The 25546-nt window shown below is 53.7% G+C and carries 21 protein-coding genes; 7 read left to right on the top strand and 14 right to left on the bottom strand.

Annotated features, from left to right (window positions below; all coding sequences use genetic code 11):
- Window positions 1-18 precede the first annotated feature (18 nt).
- The 5 genes from CEK71_RS09700 to CEK71_RS09720 all read right to left on the bottom strand — a co-directional run bounded on the left by CEK71_RS09700 (window position 19) and on the right by CEK71_RS09720 (window position 6934).
- Window positions 19-1179 carry an MFS transporter gene (locus CEK71_RS09700; protein ID WP_088619201.1) on the bottom strand — a complete coding sequence of 387 codons (1161 nt, stop codon included), beginning with the start codon at window positions 1177-1179 and terminating at the stop codon, window positions 19-21.
- Between the two features lies 1 nt (window position 1180).
- Window positions 1181-2482 (bottom strand): lysine N(6)-hydroxylase/L-ornithine N(5)-oxygenase family protein, encoded by a 1302-nt coding sequence (locus CEK71_RS09705; RefSeq protein ID WP_088619202.1) that lies wholly within the window; start codon window positions 2480-2482, stop codon window positions 1181-1183.
- Complete coding sequence (locus tag CEK71_RS09710; RefSeq protein ID WP_088619203.1) at window positions 2475-4058, bottom strand: pyridoxal phosphate-dependent decarboxylase family protein; 1584 nt, start codon at window positions 4056-4058, stop codon at window positions 2475-2477. The genes CEK71_RS09705 and CEK71_RS09710 overlap by 8 nt, the downstream gene beginning before the upstream one ends.
- Before the next feature lie 27 nt (window positions 4059-4085).
- Window positions 4086-6299, bottom strand: a complete 2214-nt coding sequence (locus tag CEK71_RS09715) for a TonB-dependent siderophore receptor (protein WP_088619204.1) — start codon at window positions 6297-6299, stop codon at window positions 4086-4088.
- A gap of 149 nt (window positions 6300-6448) precedes the next feature.
- Entirely contained in the window at window positions 6449-6934 is a 486-nt protein-coding gene (locus tag CEK71_RS09720; protein WP_088619205.1) for an RNA polymerase sigma factor, read from the bottom strand.
- 182 nt (window positions 6935-7116) lie between these two features.
- On the opposite strand from CEK71_RS09720, the gene CEK71_RS09725 reads away from it, so the two are divergent.
- On the top strand, window positions 7117-8358 hold the full coding sequence (locus tag CEK71_RS09725; RefSeq protein ID WP_088619206.1) for an amidohydrolase family protein: 1242 nt from the start codon (window positions 7117-7119) through the stop codon (window positions 8356-8358).
- Window positions 8359-8397: 39 nt separating this feature from the next.
- Here CEK71_RS09725 and CEK71_RS09730 read toward each other — a convergent pair whose 3' ends face one another.
- A complete protein-coding gene (locus CEK71_RS09730) occupies window positions 8398-8739 on the bottom strand; it encodes a helix-turn-helix domain-containing protein (protein WP_088619207.1) in 342 nt (113 codons plus the stop codon).
- Between the two features lie 317 nt (window positions 8740-9056).
- Here CEK71_RS09730 and mlaE point away from each other — a divergent pair, with 317 nt between their 5' ends.
- From mlaE to CEK71_RS09760, 6 genes are all read left to right on the top strand, one after another.
- Entirely contained in the window at window positions 9057-9839 is a 783-nt protein-coding gene (gene mlaE, locus CEK71_RS09735; protein ID WP_088619208.1) for a lipid asymmetry maintenance ABC transporter permease subunit MlaE, read from the top strand.
- Between the two features lies 1 nt (window position 9840).
- Window positions 9841-10308 (top strand): outer membrane lipid asymmetry maintenance protein MlaD, encoded by a 468-nt coding sequence (gene mlaD / locus CEK71_RS09740; RefSeq protein WP_088619209.1) that lies wholly within the window; start codon window positions 9841-9843, stop codon window positions 10306-10308.
- Window positions 10305-10613 (top strand): STAS domain-containing protein, encoded by a 309-nt coding sequence (locus CEK71_RS09745; protein ID WP_088619210.1) that lies wholly within the window; start codon window positions 10305-10307, stop codon window positions 10611-10613. Before mlaD ends, CEK71_RS09745 begins: the two co-directional genes overlap by 4 nt.
- Window positions 10614-10658: 45 nt before the next feature.
- Window positions 10659-11924, top strand: a complete 1266-nt coding sequence (gene murA, locus CEK71_RS09750; RefSeq protein WP_088619211.1) for a UDP-N-acetylglucosamine 1-carboxyvinyltransferase — start codon at window positions 10659-10661, stop codon at window positions 11922-11924.
- A gap of 11 nt (window positions 11925-11935) precedes the next feature.
- Window positions 11936-12565, top strand: a complete 630-nt coding sequence (hisG, locus tag CEK71_RS09755) for an ATP phosphoribosyltransferase (RefSeq protein ID WP_088619212.1) — start codon at window positions 11936-11938, stop codon at window positions 12563-12565.
- A gap of 85 nt (window positions 12566-12650) precedes the next feature.
- On the top strand, window positions 12651-13475 hold the full coding sequence (locus CEK71_RS09760; protein ID WP_088619213.1) for an RpnC/YadD family protein: 825 nt from the start codon (window positions 12651-12653) through the stop codon (window positions 13473-13475).
- A 291-nt stretch (window positions 13476-13766) separates the two neighbouring features.
- Here the strand turns inward: CEK71_RS09760 and hisC are convergent, their stop codons facing one another.
- From hisC to rlmH, 8 genes are all read right to left on the bottom strand, one after another.
- Window positions 13767-14852 carry a histidinol-phosphate transaminase gene (gene hisC, locus CEK71_RS09765; RefSeq protein WP_088619214.1) on the bottom strand — a complete coding sequence of 362 codons (1086 nt, stop codon included), beginning with the start codon at window positions 14850-14852 and terminating at the stop codon, window positions 13767-13769.
- 257 nt (window positions 14853-15109) lie between these two features.
- Window positions 15110-16549 (bottom strand): metalloprotease TldD, encoded by a 1440-nt coding sequence (tldD, locus tag CEK71_RS09770; protein ID WP_088621566.1) that lies wholly within the window; start codon window positions 16547-16549, stop codon window positions 15110-15112.
- 242 nt (window positions 16550-16791) lie between these two features.
- A complete protein-coding gene (bamC, locus tag CEK71_RS09775) occupies window positions 16792-17436 on the bottom strand; it encodes an outer membrane protein assembly factor BamC (RefSeq protein ID WP_088619215.1) in 645 nt (214 codons plus the stop codon).
- A gap of 1 nt (window position 17437) precedes the next feature.
- On the bottom strand, window positions 17438-18256 hold the full coding sequence (locus CEK71_RS09780; RefSeq protein ID WP_088619216.1) for a carbon-nitrogen hydrolase family protein: 819 nt from the start codon (window positions 18254-18256) through the stop codon (window positions 17438-17440).
- 115 nt (window positions 18257-18371) lie between these two features.
- Window positions 18372-22319, bottom strand: a complete 3948-nt coding sequence (locus CEK71_RS09785) for a YhdP family phospholipid transporter (RefSeq protein WP_088619217.1) — start codon at window positions 22317-22319, stop codon at window positions 18372-18374.
- 100 nt (window positions 22320-22419) lie between these two features.
- Complete coding sequence (gene rng / locus CEK71_RS09790) at window positions 22420-23874, bottom strand: ribonuclease G (protein ID WP_088619218.1); 1455 nt, start codon at window positions 23872-23874, stop codon at window positions 22420-22422.
- Window positions 23875-24344: 470 nt separating this feature from the next.
- On the bottom strand, window positions 24345-24917 hold the full coding sequence (locus CEK71_RS09795) for a Maf family protein (RefSeq protein ID WP_088619219.1): 573 nt from the start codon (window positions 24915-24917) through the stop codon (window positions 24345-24347).
- A complete protein-coding gene (gene rlmH / locus CEK71_RS09800; protein WP_088619220.1) occupies window positions 24917-25384 on the bottom strand; it encodes a 23S rRNA (pseudouridine(1915)-N(3))-methyltransferase RlmH in 468 nt (155 codons plus the stop codon). The genes CEK71_RS09795 and rlmH overlap by 1 nt, the downstream gene beginning before the upstream one ends.
- Between the last annotated feature and the right edge of the window lie 162 nt (window positions 25385-25546).

Raw genomic sequence — 25546 nt, forward strand, 5'->3', positions numbered from 1 at the left:
AGAATAAGATAAGAAAGCTTACGGTTTACTGACAGCCAGGCTATGCAATGCCCTAGGCCGGAACAGCAACAGATAAATTAACAAAGTCGGTAAGAGTGCTGCCGCGCCGACCAGAAACGGGGCTGACAGCGGATAATCGGCGACTAAGCGGCCTGCCGCCAAAGCCGCCAGTAACGCCCCCACGCTTTGGCAAAAGTAAATTTTGCTAAAATCGCGGGTATAGGTGCTGGGGGTGCTGATGGCGAAGACGCAGACATCTAAGTACACCGTGGCTTGAAACAATCCCCAACCATAGAGACAACGCCCCACCAGCACCACAGCGGGATGTGGGATGGCTTGGCAAGCCAAGCCAATGGCGCATAAACCCAGTGCGGGGCTTACGCCATGCAAACCGCCCTTATTTTTGCCCAGGCACAAAGCCACTAAGGCTATAGCGCCGGGCAGGGCAAATACCAGCCCGGTAACGGTTTCGCCCTGCCAAGGGCTAAGCGTCTGCCAGTAGGAAGAAAAAAATGGCCGCCCCAAACTGACACTAAAATAAAACAACAACATCACCATACCCAGCGGATACAAGCCGACAGTGCGGGGCGGGTTCGCCATAGCCGTTTCGGGAAGTGGCACGGGAACCATGCGGACGGCAAGCAAGCCGCAACAGATCAGCATCTGCATAAAATCACCCGCCGCCATCAGCAAAAACGCTTGCCTAGGTGCTAATAATTCCAATACTAGGCCACCCGCCGCCGCACCCAATATCGCCCCCAAATGAACCAGCACCGCCAACAAGCCTACCGTGCCGCCATGTTTGTCTTGCGTTTCTAAGCTCATGATATACGGGTAAATCAGCAAGTAACTGCCTTTAAAACCCAGCATCAGTAACGACAACAGCCAGAAATCCGCCAAGCTTTGCGCCCCGTAACAGGCGATACTCAATAGGCCGGCGGCACATTGGGTGTACACCAGCAAGCGCAATACAGGAATGTGTTTGGCCACGCGGGCCCATAACACAAATGCCAGCATCACCACCAAACAGGTCGCGCTGAGATAGAGGCCGATATGCCACGGGTCATCCATGGCGAACGCGGCACGAAAAAATTGCGGATAAAACGGCAATAACAGGGCATCACTGACTACCGACACCGTAATTAACGTCACCAGAAAACACTTGAAGGGGTTCGCCATGCTAAATTCCGGTGGCCTCAGGGACGGCAAATTGCTGGAAGGCGATGCGCCGCTCAATGGGATAATGTGCCGTACCCGTAATGGCTTCAATAATGCAGGCATTGCGGTAACACACCATGCCTAAATCAGGGGTGGTGAAGCCGTGGCTGTGCAAGCCGACATTCTGGACAAACAACTCGTTGCCGTTCGGGTCGATGCTGTAATTGCGGTTGACGGCAAAACGGCCCTGCCCATCCCATTGGATGCGCTGTTCGATACCCGCCAAGAATTCCGGCAAGCGGTAATGATAGCCCGTCGCCAATACCAGACCGGCACTGTGGTGGCGAAAACTGGCGGCCTGCTCCTGATGCTCAAAATCCAAGGTAAATTGGCCGCTGGTGGTATCGAAAGCCGCCGCCGTTAAAGCGGAATGGGTCAATAAATTGGCCCGAATGGCATGGTTTAGGCTTTTGGCATAGAGCAAATCATAAATATCGTTAATCAACGCGCCGTTAATGCCTTTATAAAGGTTATGCTGTCCGGCGATAACACGGTCGCGTTGCCCAGCGGGCAGGCCATGAAAATAATCCACATACTCCGGCGAGGTCATTTCCAAAGTCAGCTTGTTGTATTCCAGCGGAAAAAACCGCGCCGAACGGGTAATCCAGCTCAATTCATAGCCATATTTATCAATATCTTGCAGTAAATCATAATAAATTTCCGCCGCGCTTTGCCCGCTACCCAACACGGTAATCGAGGCTTGCCGCTGTAAATCCACCTTAACGTTCAGATACTGTGACGAATGCACTGCCGCCGCCAAGTTTGCGCAGCACGGCGGCGTGTAAGGTACAGTCCCCGTGCCTAACACTAAGGCTTTGGCACGGTAAGTGCGGCTTTGCCCGGTTTGCGTACACTGGCTATGGATAAGATAACAACCTAACCCAGCGTGGTAATCCACTTGCTGGACATGGCTGTTAAAAACCACGTTATCCAGCTTAGCCACCGCCCATTGGCAATACTGGTTATACTCGCTACGCAACAGGAAAAAGTTTTCGCGGATATAAAACGCATAGATACGCCCTTGTTCTTTCAGGTAGTTTAAAAAGCTGAACGGGCTGGTCGGATCGGCTAAGGTCACTAAATCCGATAAAAACGGCGTTTGCAAATGCGCCGACTCCAACATCATGCCCGGATGCCAATTAAAGCCCGCACTGCTATCCAAAAACACACTGTCCACGCCTTTAATGGGCTGGAGCAAACACGCCAGACTCAGGTTGAACGGGCCGATACCGATGCCGACCACGTCATAAATTTTCTCAGGCATCACAAGCCTCCTTAACAAAATCATCGTTAACGGCATTGGGCAGGTCATCGGCATGGCCGTACTGGCGACCATAAAACAGGATCAATTTCAGCACCGCCTGCAAATCTTGGATGGTCGTTAAGGGATTGAGCAGGGTAAATTTAAGGTATTGTTGGCCATGCACTTTTGTCCCCGCAATAACGGCCTCGCCGGAACGGAACAAAGCCTTGCGGATAGCGGCGTTGGCCTTGTCCAACTCGGCGCCGTCGGCTTGCCGGGCGGGGCGGTAACGGAACACTAAGGTGCTAAGTTGCGGATGATGCAGCGTTTCGATAGACGGCTCCGACAGCAGCAACAAATAGGCTTGTTTGGCCAAATGGATGCAGGCATCAAAAGCCGCGCCCAATTGTGCCGCCCCCATCACCCGCAAAGTCAGCCACAGTTTCAATGCGTCAAAGCGTTTGGTGGTTTGGATACTTTTATTGACCAGATTAGGCACACCGTCGTTAGCTTGGCTTAAAGGGTTGAGATAATCGGCATGATGAGTCACTACCGCCAAATGGCGTTTGTCCTTCACCAAAAACGCGCTGCAACTGACAGGTTGCAAAAACGCTTTGTGATAATCGACCGTGACCGAATCGGCACACTCAATACCCGCTAACCAATGCCGGAATTTAGGCGACACCAATAGGCCGCAACCATAAGCCGCATCGACGTGCAGCCACAGGCCATAAACTTGGCAAAGCTGGGCCAGCTCAGGTAAAGGGTCGATACTGCCAAAATCGGTAGTGCCCGCCGTCGCCACCACCGCCATGGGGATCAGGCCATTGGCTAAAGCCCTATCCAGCTCATGCGCCAACGCCGCCACATCCATTTTAAAATAGCGGTCACAAGCAACCGGCACGACTGCGTCATAGCCCAAGCCTAAAATAGCCGCCGCTTTTTGGATGCTAAAATGGCTGGCTTGCGAAGTGAAAATCCGTAACTTGCCAAAATCAACGGGTAAACCGTGGGTTTTGGTGCTGTAACCCGCATGTTTGGCGCAACAGCTATCGCGCGCCAACAGCATCGCCATTAAGTTGGATTGGGTACCGCCGCTGGTAAAAATGCCGTCCGCCTGTCCGCCCAAGCCGATAATCTCAGTAGTCCAATCGAGCAATTTTTGTTCGATCAATGTACCGCCCGCACTTTGGTCCCAAGTATCCACCGACGAATTGACCGACACCAGCAACAACTCCGCCAAAATGGCGGGTATCGCTATCGGGCAATTCAGGTGCGCGACATACTGAGGATGGTGGAAGTACACGGCATGGTTAAGATATAACTGCTCCAGTTCCGCCAAGGCTTCGGCCAACCCGCAGGTCTGGCGTAAATCCACCGCGCGGAACTGTGCCGCCAGTTCGTGCGGCAAAATGCCGCTAAAAGGTTTATTGGCGGCGGCAACGCTTTTTTGGATCAGGGCGATACCTTGCAGCAAACTGGCTTGATAGTGGCCTAAGTTGCGCTCATTAAAGATAAAATCCGGGTTTAATAAATGGCCACCGGACGGTTCTGGGCAACATTTAACGGTTTGTAACATAACGGTTTCGTTATTCATAAACATCTCCAAAGTGGGAAGGAAGCCTTAAAAACTGTATTTAACCGAGCCAATAATGACCCGCCGCGCCCCGTAGGTGGCAAAGTCGCCGCCGCTGGTAAAAGCGGTGGCGACATATTCCTTATCGAGGGCGTTTTGCAGGTTGACGGCAAATTGGAAGGGTTTGAGGTTGAAATGCACAGCCGTGTCGAACAGCACGACATCGGGGATTTCGATGGTGTTTCTGGCGGCGTAGCTGTTGCCGACTGAGGTGCCGATATAGCGCGTCCCCGCCCCCACACCCCAGCCTTTCGCTTGGCCGGACGGCACGGTGTAATCCGCCCATAGCGTGGCTTTGTGTTCAGGCGTGTATTCCAAAGTTTCGCCCACTTCGGCACTGAATGAGCTTTTGGTGACATGGGCATCGGTATAGGCGTAACTGGCCGTGACATCCAAACCGTTATCCAGGCTGGCAACCCCTTCCAACTCCAGCCCTTGCGAACGCGCTTCACCGCGTTGCACATTGGCGAAGGTAATCGGGTTAGGGGTCAGGAAGCTATGCCGGGTCAAATCAAAATACGCTAAGGTGACAAAGCTATTGGACTGTTTGGGCTGGAACTTCACCCCCACTTCGTATTGCTCGCCCGTTTCCGGCGTAAACGCCACCCCATTGGCATCCGTACCTAACACGGGCAAAAACGATTGCGCGTAGCTTAAATAAGGGGCAAGGCCATTGTCAGCCAGATATACCAACCCAGCGCGGCCTGTGGCGGCGTTGTTGCCCTGTTGGGTAGTTTGGCCGCTCAGGCGGTCTTGGGTTTCGCTATCGGCCAAGTCATAGCGCCCGCCTAAAGTCAGCCGCCAGTGTTCGGCCAATTTAAGCTGGTCTTGCAAATACAAACCGATTTGGTTTTGCACAGCCGCTTGGTTCTTAAACACTGGGGCTGCCGCGACGGGGCTGCCATAAATCGGGTTGTAAATGTCCAGGTTAGGCGCGTCGCCATAGGTCTGCACCGTCGTCGAATGGACATGCTGGAAATCTAAGCCCGCCAGTAAAGAGTGGCTCACGGGCCCAGTGGTAAAGTTAAACTGGGCTTGGTTATCCAAGCTAACGCCCTGCACCTTGCCGAAACTTTCATATAAGGCGCGGGTGATAGTACGTTGGTCAGCCAGCAAGGCGGTGGTGTAAATCGTCCTGTCATCAACGGCATTATCGTAGTAGCGGCTTTTTTGCCGGAACGTCACCGCTTTGTTCAAGCGATGCTCCAATTCGTAGCCGACAGCAAATTCTTCACGGTTATAGCTATCTACAGTGGGTTCGCCAGTAAAGCGGTTGGTGGGAATTTTGCCGTTGGGATTGCCATATAAAGTCCCGACGGCAGGCAGACGCTGCGAGGGCTGGGTCTGATCTTTTTGATAGTGGCTTAATAACGTCAGGGTGGTTTGGCTGTTGGGCTTCCACGTCAGGGCGGGAGCGACATAGATATGCTTGTCTTGGATGTAATCGACTTGGGTATCGCTGTCGCGCACAACCCCGGTCAGGCGATAGGCCAAGGTTTTTTGTGCGTCCAATGCCCCCGTGGCATCCACCGCGCCTTGTAAACGCCCATAAGTACCCGCATCAAACTTAATCTCGCGGAACGGGTCGAACTGCGGGTGTTTGGAAATGTAATTCACCAAGCCCCCGGCACTGCTTTGCCCATATAACACCGAAGCGGGGCCGCGCGGCACTTCAATACGCTCCGCCCCGTAAGGCTCCAAACTGTAACCGACGACAAAGCCGGGATTGGCCAGTTTTAAGCTATCTTGGTACAGCCCTGTTTCAGTCGCATCGAAGCCGCGCATTTTAAGGAACGTGGTACGCGGCTCAAAGCCGAAAGTCTCGCTTTGGATGCCCGGCGTATAACGTAGCGTTTCCGCCAAGGTGGTGGCATTTTGCGCGGCTATTTGCTTGCGGGTAACGACCGAAACCGATTGCGGTGTTGCCAGCAACGGGGTGTCGGTTTTGGTGGCGGCGGTACTATTAGGCGCGACATAACCGACATCAGCCGATTGTTCCGCTTCGGCGGTGACGTTCACGGTGGGTAAGGTAGCCGTTTTTGCGGTAGTGGCTTTGGCGGCGGCTTTATCTTCCGCCCTACCCTCTTCAGTGGTTTCTGACGGCTGCGCCAATCCTGGCGTGGGTGCGGCAAGCAACAGGGCGACGGCTAATGCTAGCGGACGGTTGGTGTGCCGATGCGGCAATAGTAATGAATAAGACATCTGCTTGTCTCCAATAAGAAATGATAATCGTTCTCATTTGTAGACGCATGGCAATGGCTAATCCTGATATGGCGGGGAAAATAATTTTTTGCGGGCGATGCTAATGGCCGGCAGGCAAAGGCAAAATCATCAGCGATAAGCGATAAGCCCTAATCTTCTCGCGCATAAGGGCAATTCTTACAAGCCAGCATCCCCGTATTGATATGTTTTTCGACCATATTGGCCGATATGCCCATACGCACGGCGATGGTGGCTTGCGGTAAACCGACTAACTTATAGAGCACAAAAGCCTCTTTACAGCGCGGCGGTAACTGGGCAATGATTTGCAATACCGCCTCGGCGGCTTGTTGCCCAGCGATAACCGTTACCGGATCACAGGCTTCTGAAGCCAGCAAGCCGATTTCGTCAACATTATCATAGCCGCGTACCGTTTCTTGCCGATAGCGGTCAATGACGATATTTTTGGCGGTTTTAAACAGCCAAGCACGCGGTTCCCGGATTTGGGTTTCCGGCTTGGCGGCCTGGGCTTCCAACACCCGCACAAACGCCTCTTGGGCAATATCTGCTGCTGTGTCGCGGTTGTCGGTAATACGGAGCAAATAATTTAACAATTCGTGATAATGATGTTCTAGCACTGTAGTAAATAAAGGCGTTATTGATAATGATTATCAATTATATTATTGGCTATGACGTATTGGCAATGTTTTCCCGCCAATTTGCCCAACAGCACTTACTATGGGCATAAAATAACGGGTGGATTTATTGATACCAGTACCGTAAGGTATAGCGTTCCGCCGTCCACCAAACCTAACCGTTTATGCCGCCCACCCCAAGCCCATATTTTACCCCTACGCTCAGCCGCCGCCATTTTCTCCGCCTAGCCGCCACAGGCCTTAGCGTCACCGCCAGTCAGCCGCTACACGCAGACTGGCTACGCCTGAAAAACCACTGCCTAGACCCGGCGGCAAGCCCAGCTAGCGCGTTAGAACAAGCGGCATGGCAAGGCATTAACCCGGCCGATTGGTGGGATTGCCATGCCCATATCGTCGGCTCCGGTGACGGGGGCAGCGGCATTAGCCTAAGCCCCGATTTACAGTCGCCGTTTTGGCATCCCTGGCAATACTTGCAACAGCGGACGTTTGCCAATGCCGCTTGTGCCGAAACGCCGGGGCATCAAGACGAAGCCTTTGTCACGCGGCTGCGGGCTTTAATGGCAACCCTACCGAAAGGGGCGAAAGTATTGCTGTATGCGTTTGATAAGGCGCACGGGGCCAGCGGTGAGCCGGATGATGCCCATACCGCCTATTTTGTCCCCAACGCTTACGCGCAAAAACTGGCGCAGCTTTACCCTGATAGCTTTGAATGGGTCGCCAGCATCCATCCCTACCGTGCCGATTGTGTGGACGTATTGGCGGATGCGGTCGCGCACGGGGCGCGGGCGGTCAAATGGCTTCCGTCCGCTATGGCGATTGATCCGGCCTCACCGCAATGCGGGCGTTTTTATCGGGCGGCGGCACAGCTTAATATCCCCATCATTAGCCACGGCGGCGAAGAAAAAGCCATGCACGGTGCGGCTCAGGCCGCATTCGGCAACCCTTTGCGCTTGCGCCGGGCCTTAGATGCCGGGGTGAGAATAGTGGTCGCGCATTGTGCCAGCATCGGCAACGATACCGACGACAACGGCAAAACTGTCCGAAGTTTTGACTGTTTCGCCAAGCTCATGGCGGAACCACAATGGCAAGGCCGCTTATTCGGCGACATCTCCGCCATCACCATGCTTAACCGCGATATTAACGTGCTAAAAACCCTACTGACCGAAACCGCGTGGCATAACCGCCTGTTATATGGCTCAGACTACCCCTTGCCAGCGGTACTGCCCCTCATCTCCGCCCGCGATTTTGCCCACGAAGGCCTGTTGCCGGAAACGGCAGTGGCCCCATTAGAAGCCCTGCAAGACTACCATGCCCTACGCTTTGATTTTGTGTTAAAACGCCATTTAAGCTGGCAGGGCAAACGCTTTGGGGATAGCGTTTTTGCTACACGGCAGTTTTTTACTTAACAAGCGGCGTAAGGCATTCTGTCGATAAGTGACTACCTATTAGCCGACGATTAATCTTACAGGCTTGCCGATACGGGCTAACATATTGACCAATGCGTCCAAAGTGAATTTATTGGCTTTTTTGTTAACCAAATCAGAAACCCGTGGGCGGTTAATCTTCAGTATGGCGGCGGCTTCGGCTTGCTTTAGATGTTGTTCGGCAATCCAGTCTGATAACTCCCCCATTAGCTGCTCCTTAAGCAACAACGCAACCTTAATGCGCTGTTGCGAATCGGTGTGCAATAGTTCGGCTTCATCCGGTGGGAAGCCCACTTCCAAGAAAAGATTGCTTCCTGGGAGCGTGACATGGCGGATTTCAGTATCTATTTTTGTTTCTGCCATATTAAAGCGTACGCATTCCCTAGTCGTTTTGACTGCCCAAAATTGTATAAAACTTTATACCAAGCCGTTTTTTTGTCAAGCCATAACCCTCGCTAATCTCTCCCACCCTATTATCTCTTTTCATCAGAAACCCAGCCCTTTTATGAAATAATGTATAATCGTGGGTCACTATACGATTAACGGGCGGTTTTTACCCGACCGACACGACGGGGGCTGCGCCAAGCCGTAAAGCAGGGCGTTAGTCAGGGCAAGTCTTGTGATTTTGCCGACAAGATCAACGTAATATCGACAGTACAGCCACCATCAGCCATTCAATCATGACGTACTTTCTACAGAATTTGGGTAAATCCACCCGCTCCTCCTTTACCAAACTGGGGCGGGCGACGTTTTTTTTATTGCAAACCTTGGCGGGCATCCCCAGTGTATTGCTCAGGCCGCGCTTATTGCTTAACCAGCTCTATTCGGTCGGGGTATTATCGTTTTTGATTATTACCATTTCCGGCCTGTTTGTCGGCATGGTCTTAGGTCTGCAAGGCTATAATATCCTGTCCGATTTTGGCGCGGAAGCCACCTTAGGGGTAATGGTCGCCGCGTCGTTAGTGCGCGAATTGGGGCCGGTGGTATCGGCACTGTTGTTTGCAGGCCGGGCCGGGTCGGCACTGACAGCGGAAATCGGCCTGATGAAGGCGACCGAGCAGCTTTCCGGCATGGAAATGATGGCGGTTGACCCGATTAAACGCATCATTTCGCCACGCTTTTTGGCAGGCTGTTTGGCCATGCCATTACTGACAGCCTTATTCAGCGCCGTCGGGGTGGTCGGCGGCCAGATGATCGGCTCCGGCCTGTTAGGGGTCGATGAGGGGGCGTATTGGTCACAAATGCAGGCCAGCATTGATTTTTGGGACGACATTGTTAATGGGGTCATCAAAAGCGTGGTGTTTGGCTGGGTAACGTCTTGGATCGCCTTGTTTGAGGGTTACGACACTCTGCCCACTTCGGAAGGGGTTAGCCGCGCCACTACGCGTACCGTGGTCAATTCCGCATTCAGTATTTTAGGGCTTGATTTTATTCTTACCGCTCTCATGTTTGGAGACAATTAACATGCAGCACACCAATACCCAAGACACCCTAGTCGGACTTTTTGTCGCGGCCGGGATTGCCGGGCTGTTTTTTCTCAGCTTCCAAGTCAGTAACTTAAGCTCGTTCACGCAGAAAGCCACTTATACCGTGACCGCCCGCTTCGACAATTCCGGCGGCTTAAAAGTCAAATCCCCAGTATCCGCCGCCGGGGTGAAGATCGGCCAAGTCAGCAGCATCAGCTTTGACCCGAAAACCTACCAGTCGGTTGTGGTCTTACAGATTGAATCGCAATACAACACCTTACCCGACGATACCACCGCCAGCGTCTTTACTGCCGGACTGTTGGGAGAGCAATACGTCAGCCTAGAGCCGGGCGGCTCGGAGACGTTTTTAAAAGATAACGGCACTATCGACATTACCCAACCCGCCATTATTTTAGAAAAGGCGATTGGCCAATTTTTGTTTAAAGCGGCGGAAGAAAAAAAGTGAGCGGCTTGCAGATTCTTGACCAAGGTGGTGGCCATATCCTCATCGACGGTGATTTGACTTTCGCCAGTTTGGATAAAAATGCCGGGCAGCCCTTGGCCTTTTTACAGGCAGGCCAACCCATCACCATCGATTTGAGCCGGGTCGCCAATGCCGACAGTGCCGGACTGGCGTTGCTGATCGAATGGGCGAAATACGCCCACCGCCACCAGACCCTGCTGAGTTTTGCCCAAATCCCCCAGCAGTTGCTTAACCTTGCCAAGCTGAGCGGCTTGGAAGACACACTCTTATTTCACCCGTCAGCCTGAGTGCTGATTTAACCACTGACCGCATCTAGCAGGAACCTCAAAAGCATGGATAAATTAATCATTACTGGCGGCACGCAGCTTTCAGGACAGTTGCGCATTTCCGGCGCGAAAAATGCCGCCTTGCCGATTTTGGCGGCGACATTGCTGGCGGAACATCCCGTCAGTGTCGGCAACATCCCGCATTTGCACGACATCACCACCACCATGGAATTATTGGGGCGGATGGGCGTGCATTTGCTGGTCGATGAAAAAATGAATATCGAAGTCAATAGCAGCACCATTAACAGCTACGAAGCCCCTTACGAGCTGGTCAAGACCATGCGGGCTTCGATTCTGGTGCTAGGGCCGTTACTGGCGCGGTTTGGCGAAGCCCATGTGTCCTTGCCCGGCGGTTGCGCCATCGGCACCCGTCCGGTTGACATCCATTTGAACGGCATGATCAAAATGGGTGCGGACATTACGGTCGAAAACGGCTATATCCACGCCTACGCCAAACGCCTGAAAGGTTGCCGATTAGTGCTGGAGCAAGTCACGGTAACGGGCACGGAAAACCTGTTGATGGCGGCAACCTTGGCGGAAGGCATAACCATTATCGAAAACGCCGCGAAAGAGCCGGAGGTGACCGATTTGGCGCATTTTTTAAATGCGCTGGGCGCGAAAATCACGGGTATCGGCACCGATGTGCTGATCATTGAAGGCGTGGAGAAATTGGCCGAGCAAGGTGTCCACTATGACATCCTGCCAGACCGTATCGAAACCGGCACTTATCTGGTGGCGGCGGCGATTACTGGCGGCAAGGTCAAGCTGAAACATACCCGCCCCGATATTCTTGATGCGGTTTTAGATAAGTTGATTGAAGCGGGTGCGGACATCACCACGGGTGACGACTGGATAGAATTGGATATGCACGGCAAAAAGCCCAAAGCCGTCTCGTTGCGCACCGCCCCGTATCCGGCTTTCCCGACCGATATGCAGGCGCAGTTCATCGCCATGAACACCGTTGCCGAAGGCGTGGGCGTGATTACCGAAACCATTTTCGAAAACCGTTTCATGCACGTCCAAGAACTGCACCGCATGGGCGCGGATATTAAATTGGAATCCAACACCGCGATTTGTACCGGAGTTGCCCGCTTGACCGGAGCCCCCGTCATGGCGACCGATTTACGCGCGTCCGCCAGCTTGGTGATCGCCGCGCTGGTCGCCGAAGGCAGCACCTTGGTAGACCGCATTTACCATATTGACCGTGGTTATGACCACATTGAAGAAAAACTGACGCAATTGGGCGCTACCATCCGCCGCGTCGCCAAATAAAAGGTTGCCCCATGCTGACGATTGCCGTATCCAAAGGCCGTATTTACGAAGAAGCCCTGCCGTTTTTGGCGGAGGCGGGTATTGTACCGACCGATGACCCTACCACTTGCCGCAAATTGATTTTACAAACCACCCGCCCCGATGTGCAGTTGGTCATTATCCGCGCCACCGACGTGCCGACCTTTGTCGAATACGGCGCGGCTGACCTAGGCATAGCGGGTAAAGACGTGCTGCTCGAACACGGCACGGAAGCCTTATACGAGCCGCTCGACCTGAACATCGCCCGTTGCCGCCTGATGACCGCCGCCCACAAGGACGCGCCGCCGATTACCGGACGGGTGCGCGTCGCCACCAAGTATGTCAAAACCGCGCAAAGTTATTTTGCCAGTTTAGGGATTCAGGCGGAGATTATTAAGTTATACGGTTCGATGGAACTCGCCCCGCTGGTCGGCCTCGCCGATTGTATCGTCGATTTGGTCGATACCGGCAACACCTTAAAAGCCAACGACTTGGAGCCGCGCGAACTGATTATGAACATTAGCTCGCGCTTAGTGGTCAATAAGGCCGCGATGAAAATGAAGAATGCCGATATTGCCCAGTTGTTGGCGCAGTTTGAGAAGACCTTGGCGCAACGGGTTTAAGCATTAAACGTTAAAGGTACCTTGTTGCCGAGTTGGGGTGGCGGGTTTTGGTCGGCTTAGTCAAGGATTGCGGATAGGGTGGGGCATGGGGCAAAAAGACATTATCTCCAAGCAGATTTTTAAGCGCATCCTCGTGGATGTGGCGACGTATATCTTTAACTTGCCCTTGGCGGCGGCCGAGCTGATAGAAACCGAGCAGCAACGCCTGGAAGACAGGCGGGCAGACTTGCTGGCGCGGGTTAGCGACCATAGCGGTAAGACGTTCATCCTGCATATCGAAATCCAAAATCAAAACCAAACCGATATGCCGGATAGGATGTTGCGGTATCTGACCGACATCAGGTTGTGCCATCCGGGCGAGGAAGTCTGCCAATATTTGCTGTACATCGGCAAATCCGCTTTGGCGATGCCCGGCCATATCCAAACCCCGCAGTTGCACTACCGCTATACGGTGCTGGATATGCACGAGATGGACTATCGGTTTTTTATCAACCAAAACAGCCCTGATGCCATCGTGCTGGCTTTGTTATGCGATTTGCAGGGTACCGACGCAAAAACAATCATCCATGACATCATCACCAAGCTGATCGCCATTACCCAAGACGACAGTAAGCGGCTACGCGAATATCTCAGCATGTTGGAGATATTGGCCAGTAACCGGAACATCCACCTAGACATACAGCAGGAGTTTGCAATGTTACAAATAGAGATAGAGAAACTGCCTAGCTTTATTTTGGGGCAGAAGAAGGGCATTGAGCGGGGCATCGATATGGGCATGGATATGGGTGAACGGAATAGGGCCATCATGGTCGCCAAGCAGCTAATCCAAAGAAATTTTTCTGTAACGGAAATCGTGGAAATTACAGGCTTGGACGCGAGTGAGTTGCCATTTATTGACGAAGAGCGTTAATGTAGGTTTTTTTGCGGGAAGAACTTAATAAGCTAGCTGTTCTGTCCACGCGCTTTTAGCCAAACAATCGGCGTGTTAAGGTGTAACATCTTAAATGGAACCACCTTAATTAGCTGCACAAAACAACTCACCCCGAAACACTTTCAAGGTTAGCTACGCGAAGTTAATGTCCTTTGCACAATGGCCGAACTGCGTGTACAAACGATAAGCTGCAACAACACACCATAAACGCGCATAGGGTGAAAAGCTCGACCATACACCCTACCCATTGCTTAGTTTCCCCAAAGACAGTCAATCTTTAAGGCTCTGCCCCAAAGCCTGCAAAAACGCCGCATTTTCTTCCGGCGTACCTACCGTAACGCGCAGGCAGTCGGCCAATAGCCCGCCTTGGGGGCTGAGGTTTTTAATCAACACCCCCTGCGCTTTCAACGCGGCAAAAATAGCGTCGGCTTGACCGCTGGGCGTTTTAAAGAGGATAAAATTCGCCGCGCTAGGATAGGCCAACAGTCCGGGCAAGGCGTTGATATGTGCCATAACCACCGCCCGTTGTTCACAAATGCGCTGGGTTTGCCCGTCAAACAGGGGCTTATGGCGTAAGGCGAAGTCGGCGGTGATTTGGGTCAGGCTGTTGATATTATAAGGCAAGCGGATTTTATTCAACTCGCCTAGCCATTTCGGCTGGCCGACCAAATAACCTAGGCGCAGCCCCGCCAAACCTAACTTAGACACCGTGCGCATCACCAGCAGGTTATCGTAAGCGGCCAGTTTGTCCATAAACGTGGCGTGGGCAAACGGCGCGTAGGCTTCATCAATCACCACCAAACCGTATGCGGCTTCGATAATGGCAATCATGGCGGCGGGGTCGAACAGGTTGGCGGTCGGGTTGTTAGGGTAGGCGAGAAAAATCACCGACGGCTGGTGTGCGGCAATAGTCGCCAACAGGGCGGGCAAATCCAAGCCAAACCCGTCGGCGACTAGGGGGATAGCGTGGTAACGCAGGTTGAGGCTGTCGCTCAGTTGTTTGTACATGACAAAACCAGGCGCAGGTGCCAAAACGCTGGCGGTCGGCGGCAAGGCCATCAAAAGCATTTGGATGATCTCGTCGGAACCATTGCCCAGCAAAATATCAAAGTCAGCGGGGATTTGCTCCACCTCCCGCAAGGTCGCCGCCAACTGCCGCGCTTCGGGGTCGGGGTAGCGGTTAATCGGGCAATCTTGGAGTTCCGCCAACCACGCGGCTTTAATGTCCTCAGGCCAATGGTAAGGGTTTTCCATCGCATCGAGCTTGACCATACCGCTGGCATCAGCGACTTTATAGGCGGATAGGGCGAGGATTTCTGGGCGGAACAGGTCGGTAGGCTGGCGTTTTTCGGTCATGGCTGGATTGTGGGGTTAAATAAGGTTTTGCTGATATAAGAGAGTACGCGGGTCAATTCGGGATTCAGGACTGACACCCGATGCTTTTCAGGTAGGCAGGTAAGGCAAGCGGTTCTGCCCGACGTTTTCGCAAATCCGCTTGCGTCAATCCGGCCATCTTAATAGCCTTAAGCACAAGCAGAAGACCTGGCAAAGGTCGGGCAGAACCGCTTGCCCGACCTACAGCCACATAGGCTTCCCGCTGTTAATGGCTTTGCTTAAACGCTAGTCCCGCCCACCGTCAAGCCGTCAATTTTCAAGGTCGGCTGGCCTACGCCTACGGGTACACTTTGCCCGTCTTTACCGCAGGTGCCGACACCGCTGTCCAGTTCCAAATCGTTGCCGACCATGGAGACTTTGGTCAACACATCCGGGCCGTTGCCGATCAGGGTCGCGCCTTTGACCGGACGGGTGATTTTGCCGTCTTCGATCAGATAGGCTTCGCTGGCGGAGAAGACGAATTTGCCGGAGGTGATGTCCACTTGCCCACCGGCAAAGTTTTTCGCGTACAGACCTTTTTTCACCGATTTGATGATTTCTTCAGGGTCATGCGCCCCCGGCAGCATATAGGTGTTGGTCATGCGCGGCATGGGCAGGCTGGCGTAGGACTCGCGCCGCCCGTTACCGGTCGGGCTTACGCCCATCAAGCGGGCATTTAGTTTGTCCTGCATATAACCTTTCAAAATGCCGTTTTCAATCAGTACGGTTTGCTCGGTGGGTGTGCCTTCGTCATCAATGCTTAAAGAGCCGCGACGGCCTGACAAAGTGCCGTCGTCGACCACGGTGCATAAGCTGGAGGCGACCCGCTCGCCGACACGGCCACTGAATGCGGAGGTGCCTTTGCGGTTGAAATCGCCTTCTAAACCGTGGCCGATGGCTTCATGCAGCAAAATCCCCGGCCATCCGGGGCCTAAGACGACGGTCATATTACCCGCCGGGGCTTCGCCCGCCTCCAGATTGACCAATGCTAAGCGTACCGCTTCGCGCCCATAGTCCAAAGCGCGGTCTTGGGTAAGGAAATAGTGGTAGTCGGCCCGCGCCCCGCCACCCATGCTGCCCTGTTCGCGTCGGCCATTTTCGACCACGATTACGGTTACGTTCATACGCACCAAAGGCCGGATGTCCGCCGCTAAAGAGCCGTCTTGATTGGCGACCAGAATGCTTTCGTGGACACCGATCAGGCTGACGATGACTTCTTCAATCCGGCTGTCGAGCTGGCGGGTAGCGGATTCCACCGCTTGCAGCAAGGCGATTTTTTCTTGATCCGGCAGGGATTTTAGGGGATTGGCAAACGGATACAGGCGGTTCGGGCTGGCGGCAATTTTTAAATTGACTTGCGCGTCTTGGCCTTGTTTTAAGATGGCATTAACGTTAGTCGCCGCCGCCAGCAGCACCGGCAGTTCTAAGCGGTCGCTGTAGGCAAAGCCGGTTTTTTCGCCCGCGACCGCGCGTACCCCCGCCCCTTGTTCGATGTTGTGGCTGCCTTCTTTGATAATGCCGCCCTCCATCACCCAGGATTCGGAATGGCTGGTTTGAAAGTAGATGTCGGCGGCATCGACAGGCACGCTAAGCAAGCGGCTCATGATGGTTTCAATATCGCGGTCTTGGAGGCCCGCAGGGGTCAAGATAGCGTCTCTGGCAAGGTTTAATAAATTCATAATAAGATCCGCGCCAAAGGCTGATACCGGCACAATAGCGGTTTGGGTTAAAGGGTTGGAAGGATATGACAGCATGGCAAAGGTTTGTCGGGCGGGCGTTGTTGTTGCCCGACAAACCCATATATTAGGTTGCCCAAAGCCCGTCAACAAAAGCCACTGCTATTAAACCTGCCTCGGTTTAACAGCGGCGCGGCGGGCAGAAACCGCTTGCCCGACACAGTCGCCTGTTGCGCCTTAAGTCCTTATATCATCTTCAAATCATCATGCAAGGTTTCGAACAATTGGTATAGCAGGGCTTCGGCATCATCAGCGGCATCTTGGTCGATATTCCGCGCATCCAATTCGCTGCTTTGCTCGGCTTCACTGGCTTTTTTAACGCTGACCCGGGTCTCTTGGCCGTTAGGTTCGACGCTGATCACATAAATGACCTGCTTTTCTTCCTTAATAACCAGTGAGGCGACCGCACCTAACAGGGATTTGGGGTTGTAGGAGACAAAAAACAACCCCTTATCACGCACAGCGTCAGTGACTTTGATTTCACTTTGGGTCAATGCCAATTTCAACGTATCCCACGCAATCCCCAATGGTTGTTTGATGTTAAGCACTGGCGGCTTGGAGGCAGTAACATAAACATCGTCTTTCAAGCCTTTTTTATGCTTGGCCTTAGGGACAATGCTATCATCTTTGACTACCGCAAGCTCGGCCTCAGTCGCGGGGGCCGCAGTAACGTCAGCATCTACGGCGACTTGTTCCGCCGCCGTCTTATGGGTTATCAAAACAGGCGGGCGTTCGAGCATTTCGGTGTTGTGATAACGCGGGTCATCGCCGCTACACGCGGCCAATACCGCCAAGGCCAACACACCCATAGTTTTTCTGGCAACTTTCATATCATTCACAGTTAAAACGTCGATGGTTTAAGACAGGAAACGCCCCGCGCACTTGGCTGAGGCGGGTTAGATCAATATCAGCCAAAGCAAAGCCTGGGCCTTCGGCGTGGCAATCCTGCACCGCCCCCCATGGGTCAATGACCATACTGTGGCCAAAGGTCTTGCGGCCATTGCCGTGCAAGCCGCCTTGATTGGGGGCAATGACGTAGCAGAGGTTTTCAATAGCCCGCGCCCGCAGCAGCACTTCCCAATGCGCCGCGCCCGTAGCGGCAGTAAAGGCGGCGGGAAATACCAAAATGTCCACGCCTTGCTGACTCATGGTGCGGAAGAATTCGGGGAAGCGCAAATCATAACACACCGCCAAACCGATACGCCCGAACGGGGTATCGACCACCACCCGCTCTTGTCCGGCTTCAATGGACGCGGATTCGCGGTAGACTTCACCCGTCTCCGGCACACTGACATCGAACAAATGGATTTTATCGTAACGGGCGACCCGCTCGCCCCTGTCGTTATACACCAAGCAGGCGGCGCGGACTTTCTCCTCGGCCTGTGCCGCTATCGGCATCGTACCGGCAATAATCCAGACCGCGTGTTGCCGAGCGGTGGCGGCAAGAAAATTTTGGATGGGGCCACTGCCATCGGCTTCTTTCACCTTGACCTTATCCAATTCATGCAGCCCCATGAGCGCGAAGTTCTCCGGCAACACCACCAGCTTCGCGCCCTTCGCGGTGGCGGCGGCGATCAGTTCGCCAGCGGCTTGCAAATTGGCGGCGACATCCGGTGAGGATACCATCTGGATAGCGGCACATAAGGTCATAGTTACTCCTTTTTGTTAGTTTTTTTAGGGTATGGCTTGCCTACACAGGACACAATGCGTTAAACCGGAACCCAAAGCGTAAAATCATTTCGGCATTTACCAGCCATCTTTTATCTTAGTGGCGCTTACCGTCATCCAGCCAAGAAAAGTCCGTCAGCCCACTCCACAATTTCGGTACCACGCCGTCGCTTTCATGCTCGGGAACCACTTGCAGCACTCCCCATTGGCCTACCAATTGGTATTGCGATCCCAGCAAGAAGCCGTCCTGATCACTACCTGTCAGGGTATGCGCCACCAAACTGGTAAATTTATCGACAATTGTACCAGCAATAGGCAAGGCATCGGCACTTTTGGGAATGACGCTGGCTTGAATATCCAAGGTTTTATTAACAAAATCAGTGCCGCCGCTGAGGCTAATCCGTGCCGGAATCGCATCCATCAACAGATCATGGGTCACGGCTTTACCATTGGCAATTTGGAAATGGCCTTTGCTAAAATTAAACATCAGGCCTTCTTCGTACAGGTCGCGGAAATCCAATTGCAGCCGTTTCGCCCATTGATCTATCGCCAAAATGCCCAGCACCCGCCCCAAGCCTGGTTCGATACTTAAAATCCGCCCTTCGTTGGCATATACATCCAGCGAACCTTGCAAGGCCGCCAAGCTAAACTGGTGCGGCGCACCGCGCCAGTGTCCGGTAAAATCGGCGGTGGCGTGGCTACCGACCAAATCATGGGTCAAATCCAACTCGGCTAAAGTGCGCCCGGCATTAGGCAAATCCAGATGCCCATGCAATTGGGTTTGTTGCCGACCGTCTCTGACCGTCCACTCCCCGGATAGCTTCAGGGTCTGTGCGGCATTGCCCAGTGTCAGCGCCGTCAAGGCAATGCCGTCCGCCAAGCGTTCGGTACGGATATCCAAACTGCCTAAATCGGCGGCTTCCCAACGCGTTTTATGACTGTGCAAGCTTAATAACGGCAAGGTTTGCGGTGCTGGTGCCGAATCCGCCGCCGAGGCCGTAGCCGCCGCTATATGACTAGGGCGCTCAGTCCCTTGCAGTTTTTTAATGACCGCCAAATCTAGCTGTTCCATCGCCAAGGTAACAGTGCTAACCGGAGTAACCGCTAAAGGCACAGTCAGCGTACCGACGGCAAAAGCACTGTCAATCTGCCCCTGCCAATGCTGCGGTTGCGCCTGTAGGCGTAAATCAACCGCCCCTAACGGGGCTTGCGCCCAAGTAGCGTTGTCAGTATGCAAATGGACGCTTTGGACGGCCAAGCCCTGATTTTGTCCTGAGCTGCCCGCCAGCCCGCCTAGCATGGCTTGTAAATCCACCGTCGGGCGGTTGATGCCGATACTTAAGCCGTGGGCGGTGGCGTCGGGTAACACGGCACTGCCGGCCCCTAAGATCAAATGCCCTGAGACCACCCGTTGCTGGGCGGAGTCAAAGCGCAAGGCGGCTTTTAGGGTATCGGCGTAATTGAGCGTGATCGGCAGGGTTTGCGGATTACCTAAGCCAAACACGATACTAAAGGCCTGCTTCTCACGGCGGGGTTTAGCCAAGAGTCCCGGCAGCTTGACTTCGACCCCCAGCAAATCCGAATTGATCGTTATCTCGGATGGCTGCTTGTCCAACGGCAAGGGGAAAACCAATTGATAATCCAGGCCACCGTCAGCGTAGGCGGTATGCGGCAAGCCGAATTGCGCTTCCAGATCACCCAGCTCGGTATGGCCTGCCGCCATTAAAGTGGTTTGCCCGTGGTTGCTGCTAACAGTAACGGCCACCGGATAGTTTAAGGTTTCCGCCTTAATGGTATCGCTGTAAACACCCTGTTCGTTAAATTTTAACAAGCCGTTGATATGCTGCATCGGCAAGTCCAAAGCCACTATTTTTAAGCGGGCATTATTCAAAGTCGCCTTGCCGTCCACTTTAGGTTGCGCCCCCAAGGCCAAAGGTATGCTTAAGTCTAAGCTAACCTCAGTGTCGCCTTGGGTGCTGATGGCATCGGCCACCGCCCCAATACGGCTTTGCAAAGGTGAGGCTTTTAAAAACGCCAACGCATCGGCAATTTTGCCGTTGACCAAGCCCTGCACCAGCAAATGGTCGCTGACCCCCACCGCCGGATTAATCACCGTCACTTGGCTAGCCTTTAATTGCTGGCTATGGCCTTCGTCGCCGTGCACCACCAAACGGTTTTGTAAAAAGCGCAGCTGACCATTAACATCGGTCAATTGCGGCCAACCGGGCGCATAATTCAGTTGCAAATGCCGGACTTCCATTAACGCCTCAAAAAAACCGCCGCCCAGCGGTTCGCTAGCGATAACCGTATCGGTAGCGCGGGCAGGTTCACCGCTAGCGGCCACGGCCGTGTCCTTCACTTCAAAATCTTGAATAGGGCTAGCCAGCGCTTGCCCCAGATATCCCGTATACACCAGCTTACCTTCAGGAATTTGTCCCTGCACAAATGCCCCGTCCAGCCAAACGATGTCAGAGGGCTTCATTACCCCGACCGGAAAATAGTGTTTTAATTGACTGGCATCCGTGCAAATTAAGGCCGTTTGTAAATCCAAAAACGGTAAAGCTGACACTTGTTCGGGTAAGGTCAAGCGGAGCTTGTTAACGGTTTGCACCCCTAACAGCTCAAGGGCAAGTCGGTCGCTGGACAAGGTTAAACCACCCGCCTGGCGTTGCCAGGCTAAACTACCGTCCAAGCGTTTAATCACTAAGGCCTTCCGAAATAATGTTGGCAAAAGTAACTGGGCATCACCAGTGCGCAACTGAAGCACTCCGCCTTGCCCAGTACCGTGCAGGTGGCCGCTGAGATTCTCCACGCCCGGCAAGGCGGCGACGGGAGCAAAGCCTAGATGGTTAATATCGGCGTTAATGGCGGCGGCGCGGGTCGGCACATCTACCCATAACGAAACATTATCGACCGTACCTTGGGCAGTGCCGGGCAATTGCACCGCCAGTGCCGGCGCAAAAAATTGGACGGTGCGTAATAAGGGTTGGATATCCAGTTGACGGGTCACTAAAGCCAGTTGTTGCGGGGCAAATGCGTCGGCGCTTTGTCCTGACAGCCGGAAACGGACATCGGCGAGGGTTGCCTCGTTATGGCTTAAGAGCAAACGCGGCACTTCCAGCCGCCAAACGGGAGCCAGCGCCTCCTGTTGCCAAGCAAAAGTGCTGTGCAATGCTGTCAGTTTCCAGATCGGCTGCTTATCGCGCTGCACCTGCACCTTATGCGCCGACACCGCGCCAGATACCGCCATCATCCGTGATTGGGCAATATGTCCCCAGACCTCGATATCCGCCTGCCCGGCACGAATGTCCAGACCTTGGGTCTGCGGCCACTGCCGGAGCGGCACAGCGGCAGCGTTCAATTGCTTAGCGGCCAAATACGCCGTACCGTTGAGGCTACCACTGGCAAAAGGGTTGCCAGTAAAGTCCGCCACCAGTGTTAAAGCTTGCCCATAAGCGGCGGGCAGTTTCGCCAATAGCTTGATGCTGTGCTGTTGGCCTCGGTTAAACACCACCAAATCCACGCCTTTGAGACTCAGCGGCTGGTTAGAGTTAAGCTGGCCTTGCCAGAGAATGTCGCTTTGCAATAACTCGAAACGGCGGCCTTGCCATAACCAGTCCGGTTGCCCGCCCCCCGCTTTCAGGCCGACAATGGCAATCCGCCCATCCACTTGGCGTTGCACCGAAAGCTTAGCGCCCACCAGCGTCACCCAAGCGGATGACATAACCTCGCGGTTCGCCGCCATCGCCAACAAATTCACGCCGATACGGACTTGCCGCAAAGCCACAGCAGGGCTTTGGCCAGGCGTAGACGCGGCGACGGTAATATTGTCCAAAATTAGCTCAGGGGTAAAGCCGCGCAATTTGGCACGGAACCGTCCGATACTGACTGGCGCACCGACTAACGTGCTGATTTGCGCCGCCAATTCGCGTTGGTAATGCTCCAATCCCACCAACGCGACACGCAATCCCGTCAGCCCCACCGCCACCGCCAGTAAGCTCCAGAAAATAACGTGCCGTGATAAACGGGTCAAGCGTGGGATCATGACATTATGCCGGGCTTAAAGGGTCGTCAAATAGTCCCAAGATCGTGTCAACGTATTACGCTGCACACAAATAAAGGCCTCGACGATCTTGAATATCGGCTTACAACAACACCACATCGTACTGTTCCTGATTATATTGCGCCTCGGCACGGAATTTTATCTGCACACCCAAAAACGTCTCCAGTTCGGCGAGCATGTTCGCCTCTTCATCAAGCAGCATTTCCACCACGGCATTAGAAGCCAACACCAGCAGGGTTTGCACTTTATATTGCCGCACTTCGCGGATGATTTCGCGGAAAATCTCCAGACACACAGTTTCGGCGGTTTTCAGCACTCCCCGGCCACCACAAGCACTACAGGGTTCACACAGGATATGCTCCAAGCTCTCGCGGGTACGTTTGCGGGTCATCTCCACCAAGCCTAAAGCCGACACCTCGGTGATCTTCGTTTTGGCGCGGTCTTTCTCCAAATGCCGTTCTAAAGCCTGCAACACTTGCTTTTTATGGTCTTCACTCTTCATGTCGATAAAATCAATAATGATGATACCGCCCAAATTGCGCAAGCGCAGTTGTCTGGCAATGGTTTGCGCCGCTTCCAGATTGGTCTTAAAAATGGTCTCTTCCAGATTACGCCCTCCGACATAGCCGCCGGTATTGACATCAACCGTGGTCATGGCCTCGGTTTGGTCAAACACCAAATGCCCGCCGGATTTCAGCTTAACCTTACGTTCCAAGGCTTTTTTAATCTCATCCTCAACGCTGTAAATGTCAAATACCGGACACTCGCCGCTGTAATGCTCCAGCACCGGAACAATTTCCGGCACGAACATTTCCGCAAATTCGACCATACGCAAATAAGTCTCACGCGAATCCACGCGCACCCGATCAATGCTTTCCTTATATAAATCCCGCAAGGTACGTACACTCAACGGCAAATCGTTATGGATAAATTCCTTCGGTTTGGCGGTGGCGATTTTTTCCGAGATGGCTTCCCATAATTTCAGCAAAAACGCCATATCGGCCAGCAACACCGACTCCTCCGCGCATTCGGCAGCGGTTCTGGCGATAAAACCGCCGCAGCCATGTTCTTTCCGAAAACCGTCCAAACAGGCACGCAAACGGGCGCGTTCGGCATCGCACTCAATGCGTTGCGATACCCCCGACGTTTGCGAAAACGGCATATACACCTGATAGCGCGAGGGAATGGCGATTTCGGTGGTCAGCCGTGCACCCTTAGAGCCTAACGGATCTTTGACCACCTGCACGATAATGGCTTGGCCTTCGTGCAGATAATGCTCGATATTTTCCGAACCTTTCTTTTCCAGCTCTTTGCTGCATAAATCGGACAAATGCAAAAACGCCGCCCGATCCAAACCAATATCGACAAACGCCGCCTGCATTCCGGGCAAAACCCGACAAACTTCGCCTTTATAAATATTGCCGACCAACCCGCGTTCGCGGCTACGTTCGATAATCAGTTCCTGCACCACACCATTTTCAATCACCGCCACCCGGGTTTCTGGCGGGGTCACATTAATTAAAATCTCTTCGCTCATTATAAATACTGTCCATTATGGGGCTAAGTTTAAGCCATTACCGACAGGCACAGCCTGACGCTTAAGCCCTATCGCTGGCATCCTAACCTTATGGCTAGCGGCATACTTTCAGTATGCCGCCCCCTGTTATGTCCCGCAATAGACCGCCACTGAAATTAAATTTTGGTTATGGTCGAGCAGGATACAGACAAGCGGCGACTGATGCAATCGGGCGATTGGCAGGGCTATGCCGACCAAAGCCAACTGAGTTACCGCATAGAGTCTTAGGAAGGGAATTAATTCACAGAGATTAGGTGAATCGTTGACAACGTGATGCTCAGTTGGCAGTGTGGGTAGCCGCTGCCATTATAGGACAAAGGGTTAGGCTTGCCAGGGGGAAGAGGCTTTTTTCCCTGCGAAGGGAGGCTGGGGTGGGTTTAACATGCTGTGGTGCAATGAACGCCTGCTTAACTTTATGCACATCCCTAAACTTAAAAGACCTTAATCCCCTGCGCGGCTAACAATTGCGCAGTTTCAAAAATCGGCAAGCCGACCACACCGGAAAAGCTGCCGTTAAGGGCGGCGACAAACACCCCGCCTTGGCCTTGGATGGCATACGCCCCGGCCTTGTCACGCGGCTCGCCGCTGGCCCAATAGGCCAGCAGTTCCGCTTCCGCCAAAGGCCGGAACGTCACCGCGCTAATACTGACCGCCTCGCCATGCCTAAGGCCGCGTAACGACACGGCGGTATAAACCTGGTGGGTCGTCCCCGATAAACGCCGCAACATCGCCAGCGCGTGGGCTTGGTCTTGGGGCTTGCCCATGATCTCCCCATCTAAGACCACGCTGGTATCGGCCGCCAGTACAGGAATATCCGTGCCGAAGCGCAGCACAGCCGCCGCCGATTTTTCTGCCGCCACCCGTTGCACATAAGCCAACGGGGCTTCATCCGGCCTAGGGGTTTCATCAATATCGACCGGACAAACCCGATAGCGGATACCGATTTGGTCGAGCAGTTCGCGGCGGCGCGGCGAGGCGGAAGCTAAAATAAGCGCGGCAGTCATTAGCGGTGATAAGGGTGGTTGTTTAATAAAGTCCAAGCACGGTAAACCTGTTCGGCGACGATGATGCGGACCAACGGATGCGGAAAAGTCAGTTTCGACAAACTCCAAGACTCTTGCGCCCGTTGCCGCGCCGCGTCCGCCAGCCCTTCGGGGCCACCGACCAGCAACGCCACGGATTGCCCGCTGCCCATCCAGCGGCGCATGGCTTCGGCCAGTTCGGGAGTCGTCCACGGCTTGCCCGGAATATCCAAGGCCACAACCTGCGCCCCGGACGGAATCGCCGCTATCATCCGCTCGCCTTCGTCACGCACTAACCGCGCCACGTCGCTGTTCTTGACCCGTTTGCCCGGCGCAATTTCCTTAAGCACCAGCTCGCATTCACGCGGCATCCGCTTGGCATATTCATCGTAGCCTGTCAGCACCCAGCCCGGCATACGGTTTCCTACTGATATGAGATGTATTTGCATAGGCGGGCAGGATACAGATAAGCGGGGCTTGATGCAATTAGGGCGTTAGCATACCCGCACTGCTTGCCGGGTTACCTTCGCGGTTTGCCCACCCCAACGAAACAATTACTTATAAAATACAAGAACCGAAACAGACTAAAATAGCTTGCTAAAGGGCAAACC

This window comes from Methylovulum psychrotolerans, from assembly GCF_002209385.1.
In the GTDB taxonomy this organism is placed as follows: domain Bacteria; phylum Pseudomonadota; class Gammaproteobacteria; order Methylococcales; family Methylomonadaceae; genus Methylovulum; species Methylovulum psychrotolerans.